The sequence below is a fragment of the Agromyces protaetiae genome (genome assembly GCF_004135405.1).
GTDB lineage: Bacteria > Actinomycetota > Actinomycetes > Actinomycetales > Microbacteriaceae > Agromyces > Agromyces protaetiae.
Genome location: NZ_CP035491.1, coordinates 2,314,397 through 2,331,672 on the forward strand (window position 1 = coordinate 2,314,397; position 17,276 = coordinate 2,331,672).

The 17,276-nt window shown below is 69.3% G+C and carries 7 protein-coding genes and 1 tRNA gene; all 8 read left to right on the forward strand.

All coding sequences use genetic code 11. The annotated features are described in order from the left end of the window. Positions 1 to 3: 3 nt before the first annotated feature. The 8 genes from ET445_RS10780 (at position 4) to ET445_RS10815 (ending at position 17,183) form a co-directional block, all read left to right on the forward strand. Positions 4 to 75: transfer RNA gene (locus ET445_RS10780), tRNA-Glu, on the forward strand. 304 nt (positions 76 to 379) lie between these two features. Beyond that, positions 380 to 1,414: a TerC family protein gene (locus ET445_RS10785; protein ID WP_129192513.1), complete on the forward strand. Its 1,035-nt coding sequence runs from the start codon at positions 380 to 382 to the stop codon at positions 1,412 to 1,414. A gap of 88 nt (positions 1,415 to 1,502) precedes the next feature. Next, complete coding sequence (locus tag ET445_RS10790; protein WP_243695172.1) at positions 1,503 to 2,381, forward strand: PP2C family protein-serine/threonine phosphatase; 879 nt, start codon at positions 1,503 to 1,505, stop codon at positions 2,379 to 2,381. Continuing rightward, positions 2,378 to 3,763 carry an FHA domain-containing protein gene (locus ET445_RS10795; RefSeq protein WP_129191246.1) on the forward strand — a complete coding sequence of 462 codons (1,386 nt, stop codon included), beginning with the start codon at positions 2,378 to 2,380 and terminating at the stop codon, positions 3,761 to 3,763. The genes ET445_RS10790 and ET445_RS10795 overlap by 4 nt, the downstream gene beginning before the upstream one ends. Further along, positions 3,763 to 5,439 (forward strand): serine/threonine-protein kinase, encoded by a 1,677-nt coding sequence (locus tag ET445_RS10800; protein WP_129191248.1) that lies wholly within the window; start codon positions 3,763 to 3,765, stop codon positions 5,437 to 5,439. The genes ET445_RS10795 and ET445_RS10800 overlap by 1 nt, the downstream gene beginning before the upstream one ends. After that, positions 5,427 to 6,137 carry a hypothetical protein gene (locus tag ET445_RS10805; protein ID WP_129191250.1) on the forward strand — a complete coding sequence of 237 codons (711 nt, stop codon included), beginning with the start codon at positions 5,427 to 5,429 and terminating at the stop codon, positions 6,135 to 6,137. The genes ET445_RS10800 and ET445_RS10805 overlap by 13 nt, the downstream gene beginning before the upstream one ends. Positions 6,138 to 6,276: 139 nt before the next feature. After that, positions 6,277 to 11,625, forward strand: coding sequence for an Ig-like domain-containing protein (locus tag ET445_RS10810; RefSeq protein WP_129191252.1), 5,349 nt, complete (start codon positions 6,277 to 6,279; stop codon positions 11,623 to 11,625). A gap of 134 nt (positions 11,626 to 11,759) precedes the next feature. Then, positions 11,760 to 17,183 (forward strand): Ig-like domain-containing protein, encoded by a 5,424-nt coding sequence (locus tag ET445_RS10815; protein ID WP_129191253.1) that lies wholly within the window; start codon positions 11,760 to 11,762, stop codon positions 17,181 to 17,183. Positions 17,184 to 17,276 lie beyond the last annotated feature (93 nt).

A 17,276-nucleotide genomic window follows, 5' to 3' on the forward strand; every position in this document is an offset into this window, starting at 1 on the left:
CTCGGCCCATCGTTTAGCGGCCTAGGACACCGCCCTCTCACGGCGGCAGCGCGGGTTCAAATCCCGCTGGGGTCACCGATGCAACACCATGAATGCCCTCGCGAAAGCGGGGGCATTCGTCGTTTCCGGATGCCTCGTGGCGCGACTCCGAGGCATCCGCACCCTCGCTCGTCACCTTGCGGAACACGACGCCCCTGACCCGTCTCGTCGTCCGCTAGACTCGCCCAAGCGAAGGGGAGTATCCCGCGAGGCGAGAGCCACGCACCATCACCCGTCAGTACGGACGTCGCCGTCGACGTCCCGGGGTTGGAGGCCGCACGATGTGCCGGCCGGGAGAGACGTTCGTTCTCTTGTCGACCCTCCCGAAAGGCGCACGTTGCTGCAGCTTCCCCTCTGGTTCGAAGTCGGATCCCTCGTCGTCCTCACGCTCATCCTCGTGGCCGATCTGCTCCTCGTGCTCAAGCGCCCGCACGTGCCGTCGTTCAAGGAGTCGACCCTCTGGGTCGTGTTCTACGTCGGGCTCGCGCTCGTCTTCGCAGGCCTCATGTATGTGCTCGGCGACGCAGAGCACGCGGGGCAGTTCCTCGCGGGCTGGCTCACCGAGTACAGCCTCTCGATCGACAACCTGTTCGTCTTCGTCATCATCATGGCGAGGTTCTCAGTGCCGAGGAAGCTGCAGCAAGAGGTGCTCATGGTGGGCATCATCATCGCCCTCGTGCTCCGCGGCATCTTCATCCTCCTCGGCGCGCAGCTCATCGAGAACTTCAGCTGGATCTTCTACATCTTCGGCGCGTGGCTCGTCTGGACGGCGATCCAGCAGGTGCGCTCGGGCCACGAAGACGAAGACAGCGAGACCTTCATCGTGCGTCTCCTGCGTCGTCGCGTCTCGATCACCGACGAGTACGACGGCGTCAAGGTCCGCACCGTCATCGACGGCCGCAAGTACTTCACGCCCATGCTCATCGTGTTCGTCGCGATCGGCACGACCGACCTGCTCTTCGCGCTCGACTCGATCCCCGCGATCTTCGGCGTCACCCGGTCGGCGTTCATCGTGTTCACCGCGAACGTCTTCGCGCTCATGGGGCTCCGCCAGCTCTACTTCCTCCTCGGCGGCCTGCTCGAACGCCTCGAGTACCTGAAGTACGGCATCGCGTTCATCCTCGCCTTCATCGGCGTGAAGCTCTTCTTCCACGCGCTGCACGAGAACGAGCTGCCCTTCATCAACGGCGGTCAGCATGTCGAGTGGGCGCCCGAGATCTCGACGTGGATGTCGCTCGGCGTCATCATCGCGGCGATGGCGGTCGCGACCGTCGCGAGCGTCCTGAAGGCGCGCGTCGACGCCCGCAAGCGCGGACACAAGCTCATGGACGAGATCCCGCACTTCACCGAGGACGCGCCGAGTCGCGACGAGTGAACCACGTCGCCGCCGAGTTGCTACGGTAGTCTCCGGTTCCGCCCTGGGGACCCGGGCGACGCCCGACATGCTTGCGATGAGGTGGACCGTGCCAGCTGACGCCGAACAGACGTTGGAGCTGCCCGGCGGCCGGGTGCTGATCGCCGCGAGCGCGAGGTCCGACGTCGGCCGGGTGCGCCACGTCAACGAAGACTCGTTCCTCGCCGAGACGCCTGTGTTCCTCGTCGCCGACGGCATGGGCGGGCACGCGAGGGGCGACGCGGCGAGCCAGGCGGTCGTCGCGACGTTCCGCCGCCACCTCGAGTTCGGTCGGGTGTCGACGCCCGAGCAGGTGCTCGACGCCATCCACACCGCGAACGACGCCGTCCGGGCGCTGAGCGACGACGGCGACGAGGGCACCTCGGTCGCGGGCACGACGCTCGCCGGAGTCGCGCTGGTCGACGCCGGCGCCGGTCAGGGTGTGCGATGGATGGTGTTCAACATCGGCGACTCCCGGGTGTACTCGTGGGACGGTCGCACCCTCCTACAGGTGAGCGTCGACCATTCGGCGGTTCAGGAATTGATGGATGCCGGCCTGCTCGACCCGTCCGAGGCCGAGCGGCACCCCGATCGGAACGTCATCACGCGCGCGATCGGCGCGGACGCCTACGTCGAGCCCGACGTGTGGCTGCTCCCGACGACGGGCCGCCAGACCTTCCTCGTCTGCTCCGACGGGCTCACGAAAGAACTCGACCTCGCCGGCATCGCGCACGTCCTCGCGTGCGGGACGAGCCCCGACGGGCGGGCGAGCGAACTCGTCGACGCGGCGCTCGCGGCGGGCGGTCGCGACAACGTGACCGCGGTCGTCGTCGAGAGCACGATCGGCGACCCCGCGGCTGCGGCCGACGAAACCACCCGAGACCGCGACGACGTCGAGGTCGCCGTCGACGTCGAGGCGACCACCCCGAGAGACGGAGCACAGTCATGAGCGAGTACATCGTCGACCGCAGCGGGCGCTGGCTCGCCGCGATCAAGGGCGGCGCCGCGTTCATCGCGCCGCTCGCGTCGGCCGAGCTCGTGCGGGCCGCCTGGGGTGCTCTGTCCGAACGCGACCCGGTCACCGCGGTGCTCGGTCGTCTCACGCGAGACGGCATCGTCGACCTTCCGCCGTTCGCGCTCGTCGTCGGCGGAGCCGAGAGCGCTCGAGTCGTGTTGCGGGGCGGGTTCTCCGTGCGGGCCGAAGGCGAGACCGTCACGGGCGCCGGCGTGTCGACGTGGGTCGAACGGCAGGTGCCGTTCGCTGCGGGGGTCGAGATCGCCGCGCCGTTCGCGGCGCCCGGCGACGATCAGGGGCTGCCGGTGGTCGACGGCGTCGTGCCGGCGTTGGTCGTGCGCCTCGGGGAGCGGGTCGCGGCGGCTGCGCCCGAGGGCGCGGCGAGCCCGCCGGTCGCGGTGCCCGAGTCCATCGAGGCGGACGTCGAGCCGGTGGGCGCCCTCGTTCCCGAGGCTCCAGTCGTTCCCGAAGCCGGCGACGCGCCCGAGATCGCGGACATCGCGACGGCGGATGCTCCGTGGTCGCCGGATGTCTCCGACGTTCCGTCTGCGGAGGTGCGGTCCGAGGCGCCGTCTGCCTGGGCGCCTCCGGCGGAGCCGGTCGAAACACCGCCGGCCGGGACATCCGAACCCGCTCATGCCGACCTCGCGGCCGTCGTCGACGTTCCCGTCCACGCGATCGAGGAGCAGACCCTCGTCGAGGGCGAGCCGGTCGAGGTCGCACCGGTGGTCGACGAACCGGCGGCCGAGGAGTCGTTCGACGACGCCACGGTCGTCGTCTCGCGCGCAACCGTCGAAAGCGCTCGTGCGAAGGCGGCCGTCGAGCCGGAACCGATCGAGGCGGCGACGCCCGCCGACGAGGGCGACCATGACGGCATGACGATCGCCGTCTCCTCCATCCAACGGCTCAGGGCCGAGAACGCCGGTCGCGCCGCGAACACGAACGCCGAGGATCCCGTCGCCGTCGCGGCACCTTCACCCTCCGTTCGCCTCCTCCTGCCCGGCGGTCGCACCGAAGAGCTCTCGGGCGAGGCCGTGATCGGCCGCTCCCCGAACGTCTCGCGCGCGAGCGGCGGCCGACTGCCGAAACTCATCACGATCGGCGCCGACGACCCCGACATCTCGCGCAGCCATCTCCGCATCGGACTCGAAGGCGGCACGGTCGTCGTGACCGACCTCCACTCGCGCAACGGCACCACGACGGTGCAACCGGGGCGCGCGCCCGTGCGGCTCCGCGCCGGCGAACCGACGCCGGTGCTCGTCGGCACCCTCCTCGACCTCGGTGGCGGCTGGACCGTCATCGTGGAGCACGCCTGATGCGCCGGCAGGCGGCTGCGCCGCCCGAGCTCCCCGGGTACAAGTACATCGACCACCTCGGATCCGGCGGCTTCGCCGACGTCTACCGATACGAGCAGCGGCTTCCGCGTCGTCAGGTCGCCGTCAAGGTGCTCCTCGCCGACGACCTCACGGGTGACACGCGCGCCCAGTTCGTCGGCGAGGCGAACCTCATGGCGCAGCTGTCGGCGCATCCCTACATCGTGACGATCTTCCACGCCGACGTCTCCGCCGACGGTCGGCCGTACTTCGTCATGGAGTACTGCCCGGGTCCGAGTCTCGCGACGCGACTGAAGCGCGAACCGCTCGGGGTCGCCGAAGCGCTCCGCACCGGCATCCGCATCGCGGGCGCAGTGGCGACCGCGCACTCCGCCGGCATTCTGCACCGCGACATCAAGCCCGCGAACGTGCTCACGAACAGCTACGGCTGGCCGGCGCTCACCGACTTCGGCATCTCGTCGAACCTCGAGGGCGAAGTCCCCGAACTGACCATGACCGTCATGCCCGGGCAGGCGCCGGGCGCCACCACCGGCGGGTCGACCGCGGTCGGCATGAGCGTTCCGTGGTCGCCGCCCGAGCTCTTCGAGGACGACCCGCGCGCCGATCCCCGCAGCGACGTCTATTCGCTCGCCGCGACGGTGCACACCCTCCTCGCGGGCCGCTCGCCGTTCGAGATCCCCGGCCGCTCCAACGGCGCCCTCGATCTCATCGGTCGCATCGAACGCGGAGCGATCACGCCGATCGGACGCCCCGACGTGCCGACGAGCTTCGTCGAGGTGCTCCGCAAGGGGATGGCACCCAAGCCCGCCGACCGGTACCAAAGCGCCGTCGAGTTCGCCCGAGCGCTCCAGCGCGTCGAACTCGAACTCGGCTACGCCGCGACCGGCATCGAGGTGCCGAACCTCGCAGAGCCGCAGCCCGACGACCGCGGAGAACCCGACGAGCCCGACGCCGCCGACGCGACCCGCGCACGGACCGTCCAGTCCGTCGCGGCGCAGCCGCCCGCCGCTCCGACGGGCGGGCTCGCCGACGTGACTCGTGCGCGAGCGCCGATCTCGATCAGCCCGCAACCCGCGCCGTCGCCCGTCGACGACCGCACCGTGGTCAGCCGACCGTCCGCACCCGCGGCCACGGCGCCGGCGCCGTCGCCCGGCGTCGCCGTCTCGACCGAGGTCGACGAGTCGACGGTGCTCCGTCCTCGGCAGGACGAGCTCACGGCGGGCGCGCCGGCCGCGGCGGGACCGAAGCGCTCTCGGGCCGGGCTCGTCGTGGGTCTCGTCGCGGGCGGCATCGTCGCGATCGTCGTCGCGGTCTCCGTCGTGTTCGCCTCGGTGTCGCCGCCGACGCCCCAGCCCGAGACGACGACGGCGGCCAAGCCGGAAGACGCCGTCGTCGAGGCATCCGTCCCCTCCGCCGTCGTCGCGCCGGGAGCGATCTCCGCCGACGGCACGTCGGCGACCTTCGCCGTGAGCCACGAGGGCGCCGAAGACGGCGACCGCTACCGCTGGACCCGTGCCGACGGTATCGGCGGCACGCAGTCGTCCGACGGGCCGCAGATCGTCGTCGAGGGGCTCACGCCGGGACAGGCCGTCTGCATCGACGTCGCCGTGCAGCGGGGCGGCAGGACGTCCGAGGCGCAGCGCGGGTGCACGCAGTGAACCCGCTCAAGATCGAGTTCTGCGGCGAGTGGTACCCGGTCGAGGCCGGCCGGCCCTTCGGGATCGGTCGCGACGCAGACCTCGTGGTCGACGAGAATCCCTACCTGCATCGCACCTTCCTGACGATCACCGACGAGCACGGGCTCTGGTGGCTCTCGAACGTCGGGCAACTGCTCTCGGCGACGGTCTCCGACTCGACGGGCAGCGTGCAGGCGTGGCTCGCGCCGGGGGCGAAGCTGCCGATCGTGTTCCAGACGCTGCACGTGATGTTCTCGGCCGGGCCCACGACCTACGACCTCACGATCCACGCCGAGGCCGACTACTACGGCACCTCGCTGACGGCGGAGGCGACACCCAACGGCACGACGGTCATGCCCGTGACGCTGACCGCGAGCCAACGACTGCTCGTTCTGGCCATGTGCGAGCACGTCCTGGCCCAGCCCACCGCCGGACGCGGCGTCGTACCCTCTTCGGCCGAAGCGGCCGAGCGCCTCGGGTGGAGCATGACGACGTTCAACCGCAAACTCGACAACGTGTGCGAGAAGCTCGACAAACTCGGCGTCGACGGTCTCCGCGGCGGCAAGGGCAAACTCGCCACCAACCGCCGCGCGCGGCTCGTCGAGTACGCCGTCGCGACCCGACTCGTGAGCGCCGAAGACCTCCCGCTTCTCGACCGGAAGCCTTCGGGTGGCGCCTGAGCGGAAGCCCGGCCTGCTCTCCACAACCTGCCCGCTCCCGTTCGGGGGACAGAAGTCCGCGTGTTAGGTTGATCCGCGGACCGAGTCTCCGGATCGGCCGTGCGCCGACGACCGACGTCGAGATGGGGGTTGACACAACGTGAGGTTCGCCTCCCGCCGCCCTGCCGGCAAGGCCATCGCCACGACCGCCGTACTCGCGATACTCGCTGGCGTCCCGCTCGGCATCGCGGTCCTGCACGAGGGCTTCCCCGTGACCGACCCCGACCTGCGCGCCCGAGAGGTCTGGGTGACGAACGCCGAAGATCTGCTCGCCGGGCGGTTGAACCGGCAGATCGAAGAGCTCGACGCAGGCGTCGCGGTCAACTCGTCGGAGGCCGACGTGTTCCAGCACGGCGACGACGCATTCGTCTACGACCCGGCTGCCGGCTCGGTGGAGCGCATCGATCCCTCGTTCGCAACACTCATCGAGCGCATCGACGTGCCGCCCGCCTCGAAGCTCGCCTATGGCGGCGACGTGCTGGCAGTCCTGTCTTCCAAGGGCGAACTCTGGCGGATTCCCACCGGGGCCGAACTGTCCTTCGATTGGCGCGGCACCGAGCCCCTCGCGCAGCTCGGCGAGGGCGGTGCGGTCGCGGTGTCCAGCGAGGGCACGATCTTCGCGACGGCGGTCGACGACGGCGAACTGCTCCGGTTCGCTCGCGACTCGGCCGAAGCCGAGCGCACCGAGGTCGGGAAGCTCGCCGACCACGACCACGAGCTCGCCGCGGTCGGCGAACGCGCGGTCCTGCTCGACCACGCGACGAACACGCTGCGCACGGGGGAGAGGACGATCGAGCTCCCCGCTCCCGGGCTGCGACTCCAGCAGAGCGGCGGTGAGTCCGACGACGTGCTCGTCGCGACATCCGATGCGCTGCTCGCAGTGCCGCTCGACGGAGGCGACGTCGCTTCGTACCCGGCCGGAGGGGGAGCCGCGGCGGCGACTGCGCAAGCCGTGGCCGCGCCGGTTCGCGTGGGCGCGTGCGCGCACGCCGCCTGGGCAGACGGAGGCCGGTACCTCTCCGTGTGCGACGGGGAAGAGCCGCGCGGCGCCGACATCGAGCAGAAGACCGCCGGCGGTCGCCTCGAGTTCCGCGTCAACCGCGACGTCGTCGTGCTCAACAACCTCGCGAACGGCGATGCGTGGCTCGTCGATTCCGACCTCCGCCTCGTCGACAACTGGGACGAGGTGACGCCGCCCGACGAGAGCGACGACGAAGACGGCGACGAGAAGGCCTCGGTGCAGACCTTCGAAGACACGCTCGCCGACCGTACGGCGCAGAACCACCCGCCGTCCGCCCACGACGACCAGTTCGGCATCCGCACCGGTCGCTCCACGATCGTCGACGTGCTCGCGAACGACACCGATCCCGACGGCGACGTACTCACGATCGCATCGACGACCGAGGTGCCCGACGCCGCCGGTCGCCTCGAGCTCATCGACGGGGGCCGCGCGCTGCAGTTCGTGCCCGCCGAAGGCGCCGCCGGCACCGTGTCGTTCCGATACTCGGTCGACGACGGCCGCGACGGCGTCGCCGAGGCGTCGGCGAATCTCCGCATCGTCCCCGTGACCGAGAACGTAGCCCCCGCGCCCGCACGCGTCGGCGCCGTGAGCATCGAGCAGGGGCAGCAGATCTCATACAACCTGCTCGCGGATTGGATCGACCCCGACGGCGACGACGTCTTCCTGGTCGACGCGTCTCCGACCGGTGGCGACGCCGTGCGTGCGAGCCCCGACGGATTCATCACCTTCGAGCACAAGTCCGCCGAGCTCGGCGTCAAAGAGGTCGTGTACACCGTGTCCGACGGCACGGCGACCGCGAGCGGCACCTTCACCGTCGACGTCAAGCCCGAGGGATCGCTGAACCCGGTCGGCACGCCCGACTTCGCGCGCGTCTTCCCCGGCGAGTCGGTCGTGATCGAGCCGCTCGCGAACGACCTCTCGCCGTCGGGCGCGCCGCTGCAGCTGCTCGGCGTCAAAGACGTGGCCGACGGGGCATCCGCGGTCGCGAACCCCGATCGCGGCACGATCACCTTCTCGAGCGCGCAGCCCGGCGATTTCGTGTTCCTCTACGACCTCGCGGCCGGGCCGACCGTGAGCGTCGGCCTCGTGCGGGTGCACGTGGCGACGGCGCCCGACGACGCTCCGCCGATCGCCGTCAAGGACACCGCCTACCTGCGTCCGGGGGAGCCGGTCACGGTGCCGGTGCTCGCCAACGACGTCTCTCCGTCCGGGCGGGTACTCGCGGTGCAGTCGATCGACGACTCCTCGACCGAAGGACTCGTCTCGGTCGAACTGCTGACGAACACGGTCGTGCGGGTGAGCGCGTCCGAGGCGCTCGATCGCCAGTTGCAGTTCACGTACACGGTGTCCGACGGCGTCGGCATTTCGACTGCGACCGTGACGGTGGTGCCGGTTCCGCCGCTCGTGAAGCACCAGCCGCCCGTCGCCCTCGACGACCGCGCGGTCGTGCGGGCCGGAGACATCGTCAGGGTGCCCGTGCTCGCGAACGACTACCACCCCGACGCGGCGAAGATCAGTCTGACGTCCGAACTCGACCTCTCGGGTGCGACCGGCGCGCTCGCCTTCGTCGATGGCGACGACGTTCGCTTCCAGGCGCCGAACGCCGCGGGCGTCCAGACGGTCGTCTACACCATCACCGACGACTTCGACCAGACCGCGACCGCGACGATCACGTTCACGGTGGTCGCCCGAGACGGGAAGAACCAGGCTCCGCTCCCGGTGCCGCTCACGTCGCGCACCTTCGACTCGTCCGCAGTCAAGATCGAGGTCCCGCTCGACGGCATCGATCCCGACGGCGACTCCGTCGTTCTCACCGACTTCACCGCGACTCCTTCGCTCGGCCGGATCGTGGAACGCACGAGCACCTCGTTCACGTATCAGGCGTTCGCCGGCTCGACGGGGACCGACAGCTTCGAGTACGAAGTCCAAGACACGTTCGGCGAGCGCGCACGGGCGACGATCAGGATCGGCGTCATTCCGAGGCCGGCGACCCAGGCGCCGCCCAAGGCCGTCGATGACGTCATCGAGATGAAGCCCGGTCGGACCGTGGGCATCGAAGTGCTCCTCAACGACTCCGACCCGAGCGGGTATCCGCTGCAGGTGACGAAGCTGCCCGAGGTCGACAAGGGCATCGAAGCGAAGATCACCGAGCGGCGCCGTGTCGTCGTGACCGCACCGCGAGGCGAGGGCGCGTACACCATCCGCTACCAGATCTCGAACGGCCACGGCGGCACCGATACCGCGTTCGTCCAGATCGCCGTGAGCGAAGCGGCCGTCATCGAACCGCCGACCGCGGAAGACCAGGTGATCGAGCCGACCCAGGTCGCGGCCGGGAAGACGGTCGTCGTCCGGCCCCTGAAAGACGCGACGAACCCGGGCGGTCTCGTCGATGATCTCGTCGTGACCGTCGAGGGACCGAACGCGAACCGCGCCGAGGTCACCGCCGACGGCAGCATCGAGGTGAAGCCCGGAGGCGACCGCTACGCGGTCGCATTCCGGCTCACGAACGACGTCGACGACCTCTCGGCGATGGCCTTCGTCATCGTCCCGCCCGTCCCCGGTGGAGACGACTCGCCCGAGCCGAGCGAGAAGCCCAAGACGCAGGACGAACTCGACGCCGAAGAACGCGCCAAGTTCCCGGCGCCGCGCCTCCGCGCCCTCGACGAGATCATCGTGCCCATGAACGGCCACATCGACTGGACCGTCGACGACCTCGTCGAGGTCCCGTCGGGGCAGCCCGCGACGATCCTCGGCGCGACCGCGACGAACTCGCGCTCCGATCCGTTCGAGGGCCCCACGAAGCTCAAGTACGAGCCCGAGAAGGACTACCGCGGTCCGGCCACGCTCACATTCGAAGTCACCGACGGCACGAGCGCCGACGACCCCGTCGGGCGCAAGGCGACCCTGACGATTCCCATCACGGTCGGCGATCCGGGCTTCAACGACGTGGCGCCGACCTTCACTCCGCGAACCGAGACGATCGAAGCCGGCGAAGAGCCCATCGAACTCGAGCTCCGCGAGTCGACCGACCAACCCAACCCCGACAACATCGAGAAGGTCGAGTACACGAACCTCGCGGGCGAGACCACCGAGATCGACGCCGAGATCGTCGACGGATCGACCCTGCGTCTCTCCGCGCCGCTCGGAGTGCAGAAGGGCGCGAATGCGCGCATCACCTTCGATCTCGTGTTCAACGAATTCACCGTCCCCGGCTACGTCGACGTCAAGGTCGTCTCGTCGACGCGGGCGAAGCCCCGAGCCGTCGACGACCCCGGCGCGGGCGAGATCGAGATGACCCGGGCAGAGTCGAAGAAGATCGACGTGCTCGGCAACGACTTCAACCCGTTCGCCCAAGACGACGTGCCCTTGCGCATCGTCGCAGCCGAAGTCGAGCAGGCCGTCGGCAGCGCCGCGAGCGTGACCTTCACGCCCCAAGACCTGACGGTCCGCACCGGTTCGGCCTTCACCGGCACGCTCAGCATCCTCTACCGCGTCGAAGACGGCACGAAAGACCCCGACCGTCAGGCGCAGGGTCGCGTCACCGTCGTCGTGCGGGCGGCTCCCGATCAGCCGAACGCACCCACGATCGTGAGCGTCGGAGACGGATCGGCGACCGTGAAGTGGTCCGCCCCCGCGAACAACAACGCCCCGATCGACCGGTACGTGCTCTCCTGGTCGGGCGGCGGATCCGGAAGCAAGCAGTTCACCGGCTCCGACGCGGGGAAGAACCAGACGATCCCACTCGCCAACGGTCAGACGTTCCAGTTCTCGGTCGTCGCCCACAACAAGATGGGCGACAGCACCGCATCGCCGAAGTCGGCTGCGGTCAGCCCCTGGGGCACGCCCAACGCGCCCTCGAGCGTGAGCCTGACGAAGGGCGGAACCTACGCGCCGACGTCGTTGACGGCGTCCTGGCCGGCCTCGACGCAGGACGGAGGCGGAGGCGTCTACTACATGGTGAGCCTCAACGGCGGCACCGCGGTCAAGGTGACGACCACCTCGAAGTCCTGGTCGAGCAACGGTGCCGGTACGTACCGGGTCGAGGTCTACGCCGTCAACGCCGGCGGGAACAAGAGCGGCAAGGTCGCCAGCAACACGATCTCGCTGAGCGATCCGCCGCCCCCGCCGCCCTCGGTGTCGCTGAGCCAGTCGGGCACGGTGACGTGCCAGTCGTCGGGCAACTGGGGCTGCCACTACTACCGCGTCGACATCGCGAACTTCCCGGCGAACGGCACGTTCCAACTCGACACCTACTGCGGCGGGTCCTCGCCGCTCCGCACGGTCACGATCTCGACGAACGGGGCCGGAGCGGGCACGTTCGACGGCAACCAGAGCGGCACCGGCGGTCACTGCGCGAACAACGGGGTGCGGGTCGTCGTGCATGCGAACGGCACAACCTACTCGAGCAATACGCAGGACTGGCGGTAGGGGAGCGGGGTTCGGTCGGCGCCCTCCACAGGGGAGTCCTCCCCATTCGGAGGAGAACGGTCTCCGTGTTACGGTGATGCCCGGCTCGGACAGTCGAGCGCAGGCGTCGGGCGTCGAGAGGGTCACGAGTTTCCATGGGGTTCTTCTCCCTGCGCGGTCCGGCGCGCAAGTCGGTGGCGTCGACGGCGGTTCTCGCGGTGCTCGCGGGTGTTCCGATCGGCATCGCGGTGCTCCATGAGGGGTTCCCCGTCACCGATCCCGATCTGCGGGTGCGCGACGTGTGGGTGACGAACGCCTCGGACTTGCTCGCCGGGCGGTTGAACCGTCAGATCGAAGAACTCGACGCGGCGGTCGCGGTCGCCTCAGCGACAGCCGACGTCTTCCAGAACGGCGACGACGTCTTCCTCTACGACGCCGTCGCGGGTGCCGTCGAGCGCGTCGATCCTTCATACACCGAGCTGATCGAACGCATCGACGTCCCGCCGGCGTCCAAGCTCGCATACGGGGGCGATGTGCTCGCCGTGCTTTCGCCGAAGGGCGAGCTTTGGCGGATCTCGACCGGTGGCGAGTTGAGTTTCGACTGGCGCGGCACCGAGCCGGTTGCGAAGCTCGGCGAGGGGGGCGCGGTCGCCGTCTCGGGCGAAGGCACGGTACTCGCCACGGCCGCCGAGAAGGGTGAGCTCCTCGAACTCGCGCGCGGCGTCGATGAGCCCGAACGCGTGGAGGTCGGCTCGCTCGGGGAGCATCAGCTGGCTGCGGTCGGCGAGCAACCGGTCATCCTCGATCGGGCGAAGAACACCGTGATCGTCGGAGACCGCAGGGTCGACCTGCCCGACGACGGTCTCAGACTCCAGCAGAGCGGGCCCGACGCGGAGTCGGCGATCGTGGCGACCTCGAACGGGCTTCTCGAGATCCCGCTCGGCGGAGGCGAGGTCGTCGAGCGCTCGGCCGACGGCGCGTCGGGGTCCACTCCGGATCGTGTCGCAGCCCCGGTGCGGGTCGGAACGTGCGTCCACGGCGCCTGGGCCGATTCGGCCCGGTATCTCGCCGTGTGCGACGGCAGGGAGCCGCATGCCGTCGCGCTCGACCAGTCGTCGGGCAGCGGCCGCTTCGAGTTCAGAGTGAACCGCGACGTCGTCGCGCTCAACAACCTCGACAACGGCGACGCCTGGCTCATCGACTCCGACCTGCGCCTCGTCGACAATTGGGGCGAGGTCAGCCCACCCGACGAAAGCGACGGCGAAGAGGGCGACGAGAAGGCCTCGACCGAGAGCTTCGAAGACACGCTCGCCCAGCGAACCGAGCAGAACCGGCCCCCGGTCGCGCACGACGACACCTATGGAGTACGCGCCGGTCGCGCGACGATCATCGACGTCCTCCAGAACGACTCGGACCCCGACGGCGACGTCCTCACCGTCGCATCGACGACCGCGGTTCCCGAGTCGATGGGGCGCCTCGAGGTCATCGACGGCGGTCGAGCGCTCCAGTTCCTGCCCGCCGAGGCGGCTGCGGGAACGACATCGTTCCGCTATTCGGTCAGCGACGGCCGCGAAGGCGTGGCCGAGGCATCCGTCAATGTCCGACTCGTCCCCGAGAGCGAGAACGTCGCCCCGGTGTCGCTGCGGAGCGCTGCGCTCAGCATCGAGCAGAACCAGCAGATCTCGTACAACCTGCTCACGGACTGGGTCGATCCCGACGGTGACGACGTGTTTCTCGTCGACGCGTCGCCCACGGGCGGCGACTCCGTGCGTGCGAGCCCCGACGGTTCGATCACGTTCGAGCACAAGTCCGCTGAACTCGGGCTCAAAGAGGTGGCGTTCACCGTGTCCGATGGCACCGCGACGGCGACCGGCACGCTCACGGTCGACGTCAAACCGGCAGGATCGCTCAACCCCGTGGGCACGCCGGACTTCGCGCGTGTGTTCCCCGGTGAATCGATCGCGATCGAACCGCTCGCGAACGACCGGTCACCGTCGGGCGCACCGCTCGAACTCCTCGGCGTCCGCGAGACGCCCGATGGGGCGACGGTGACAGCGAACCCCGATCGCGGCACGATCACCTTCTCGAGCGCCGCACCCGGCGAGTACGTCTTCCTCTACGATCTCGCGGCGGGTGAGAAGCTCAGCGTCGGCCTGGTGCGGGTGCAGGTGGCCGAGCGTCCGACCGACGACGCCGCTCCGATCGCCGTGAAGGACACCGCCTATCTGCGGCCGGGCGAACCCGTCGTGGTTCCCGTGCTTTCGAACGACGTCTCGCCGGCCGGCCTGGTGCTCGCCGTCCAGTCGGTCGATGACACTGCGACCCAGGGGCTCGTATCCGTCGAACTCCTGACGAACACGGTTGTCCGGGTGAGCGCTTTCGAAGCGCTCGATCGCCAACTGCAGTTCACCTACACGGTCTCCGACGGACGAGGGACGTCGACGGCGACCGTCACTGTCGTGCCCGTCCCGCCGCTCGTCAAGCACCAGCCGCCCGTCGCGCTCGACGACCGGACGGTCGTCCGCGCGGGCGACATCGTCACCGTTCCCGTGCTGGCGAACGACTACCATCCGGATGCCTCGCCCATTCGCCTGCTGGACGACCTCGATCAGTCGGGCGCGCCCGGCGGTCTCGCGTTCATCGACGACGAGAGCATCCGCTTCCAGGCGCCCGAGACGGCCGGCGTTCAGACGGTGTCCTACACGATCACCGACGACTTCGAGCAGACGGCGCGGGCGACGGTGACGTTCACCGTCGTCGCGCGCGACGGGTCGAACCGCGCGCCCAGCCCGCTGCCGATCACGTCGCGCACCTTCGAGTCGTCCGGAGTCAAGGTCGACGTGCCCCTCGACGGCATCGACCCAGACGGCGACTCGGTCACGCTCCTCGACTTCACCTCGACGCCGGCGCTCGGACGGATCACGTCCCGTACGAGTCGGTCGTTCACCTACGAGGCGTTCGCGGGCACGGCCGGCACCGACTCGTTCACCTACGAGGTTCAGGACGCGTTCGGCGAACGCGCGACGGGGACGATCCGCATCGGCGTCATTCCGCGGCCGCTGACCCAGGCGCCTCCGGTCGCGGTCGACGATTCGGTGCAGATGAAGCCCGGTCGCACGTTCGGCATCGAAGTCCTCGCGAACGACACCGACCCCAACGGCTACGCGTTGACCGTCACCGACCTTCCCGAGATCGACAAGGGCATCACGGCCGAGATCCGCGACGGCAAGCGCGTGGTCGTGAAGACACCGAAGTCCGAGGGCGCGTACACCCTCAGCTACGAGGTCTCCAACGGGCATGGCGGCATGGACTCGGCGTTCGTGCAGATCGCCGTGAGCGATGTCGCAGTCATCGAACCGCCGACCGCCGAGGACCAGATCATCGAGCCCGAGAAGGTCGTCTCGAAGGAGCCGGTCGCGGTCTTCCCGCTCCATGACGCGACGAACCCCGGCGGGCTCGTCGAGGATCTGGCCGTGACGGTCGAAGGGCCGAACGCCAAGCGCGCCGAGGTCGCTTCCGACGGGACGATCACCGTGACGCCGGGTCAGGAGCGCTACGCCGTGGCCTTCCGCTTGACGAACGAGGTCGACGACCTGTCGGCGATGGCGTTCGTCATCGTGCCGCCGCTGCCGCCGGAGCTCCTCGACGAGCCGCAGATCGACCCGAGAACGGGCAAGACGATCGAACCGACTGCACCGCCGGCTCCCACGGCAGCCGGAGCGACCCCGACTCCGACTCCCACTCCGACGGTGAAGCCGAAGACGCAGGAAGAGCTCGACGCCGAGGAGAAGGCGAAGTTCCCGCCGCCTCACCTGAAAGACCTCGACGAGATCGTCGTCCCGCAGAACGGCAAGATCGAGTGGGACATCGAAGACCTGGTCGAGGTGCCGTCGGGGCAGCCCGCACTCCTGCTGTCCGCCGAGGCGACGCATGCGAAGAACGACCCGATGGTCGACGACACGACGCTGCGGTTCCAGCCCGCGAAGGACTATCGGGGCCTCGCGACCCTCACCTTCGAGGTGACCGACGGCGAGGATGCAGACGACCCCGTCGGACGTACCGCGCTCCTCCGGCTGCAGATCATCGTCGGCGACCCCGAGTTCAACGACCAGCCGCCGACGTTCACGCCGCGCACGCTCACGATCGAGGCAGGCGAGTCGCCGGTGGAGATCGACCTGCGCGCGTCGACCGATCACACGAACCGCGACAACATCCAGAAGGTCGGCTACCAGAACCTCAAGGGTGCGACCGGTGCGATCGCCGCGCAGCTCACCGGTGGATCGAAGCTGCGCGTGTCATCGCCGCTCGGCACGCCGACCAACACATCGACGCGGATCACGTTCGATCTGAAGTTCAACGAGTTCACGGTTCCCGGCTACGTCGATGTGAAGGTCGTGTCCTCGACGCGTCCGAAGCCCATCGCGGTCAACGATCCGGGTGCAGGCGAGATCGAGATGGGCCGGAGCGAGACGAAGCTCATCCCAGTGCTCGACAACGACTTCAATCCGTTCGCCCAAGACGGCCAGCCGCTGCGCATCATCGACACGTCGATCGACCAAGCGAGCGTCGGCGCGAACGCGAGTGCTGTGGTGTCGGGTTCGAACGTTTCGGTCCGCACCGGACCGACGTTCACGGGAACGCTCAGCATCATCTACCGCATCGGCGATGCGACGAAGGATGCGACGCGCGAAGCGCAGGGTCGTGTGACGGTCGTCGTGCGCGCGGCGCCCGACAAGGCGAATCCGCCGACGGCCAGTGCCGGAGACGGCACCGCGATCGTGCGGTTCACCGCGCCGGCGAACAACAACTCGCCGATCACGGGGTACCTGCTGACGTGGAACGGCGGATCCCGTGACCTCGGTGCTGCCGAAGCGGGCCGCGATCAGACGATCTCCGGCCTGACCAACGGCACTGCGTATCAATTCCGCGTCGTCGCGATCAACGCGAAGGGGTCGAGCCCGGCCTCCGACCAGTCCGTCGCGGTGACGCCGTACGGTGCGCCTTCGGCGGTCGGATCCCTCTCGATCCCCACTCCGGGTTACGGTCCGACGACGGTCACGGCGAACTGGACGGCGCCCGGCGTGACCGGCGGCGGGGCGGTGAAGTATCAGGCCAGGATCGACAGCGGCGGATGGAACGACGTGTCCGGACTGAGCTTCTCGTTCTCGAACATCGGTGTCGGTTCGCACACGGTGTACGTGCGTGCGGTGAACGTCGGCAGCGGGAAGCCCGGACCCGAGACCTCGCGGGCGGTCGGCGTCCCACAGGAGCCGCCGCCGCCCCCGGTGTACGGACAGGTCTGCAAGCGAGAGTTCTCGAGCGGGCGGGGCTGGCTCGTCGGGTTGAACTACTACAACGTGCCTGCCGGCAACTACACCGTCCACGCGACGATCGCAGGTGGGTGGACCGGCACGAAGCCGGTCATCTACCTCAGCGGGACAGGGTCGGTGACACTGCAGAACTACATCTGGAACACGACCGGGCCCGTCTCCGTGTCGGTCGTCGGCCCGACGACCGTGAGCGTCGGCACCGCCTCGGTCAGTGACTGGCGCAATCTGCCCGTCGGCACCTGTTGGTAGCGACCGCCGCGTGGTGAGCACCCCGAATCGCCTCATCCACAGGCGATTCGGGGGCTGGCCTCCGCTGTGTTAGGTTGACCGGTGCATCCCCCC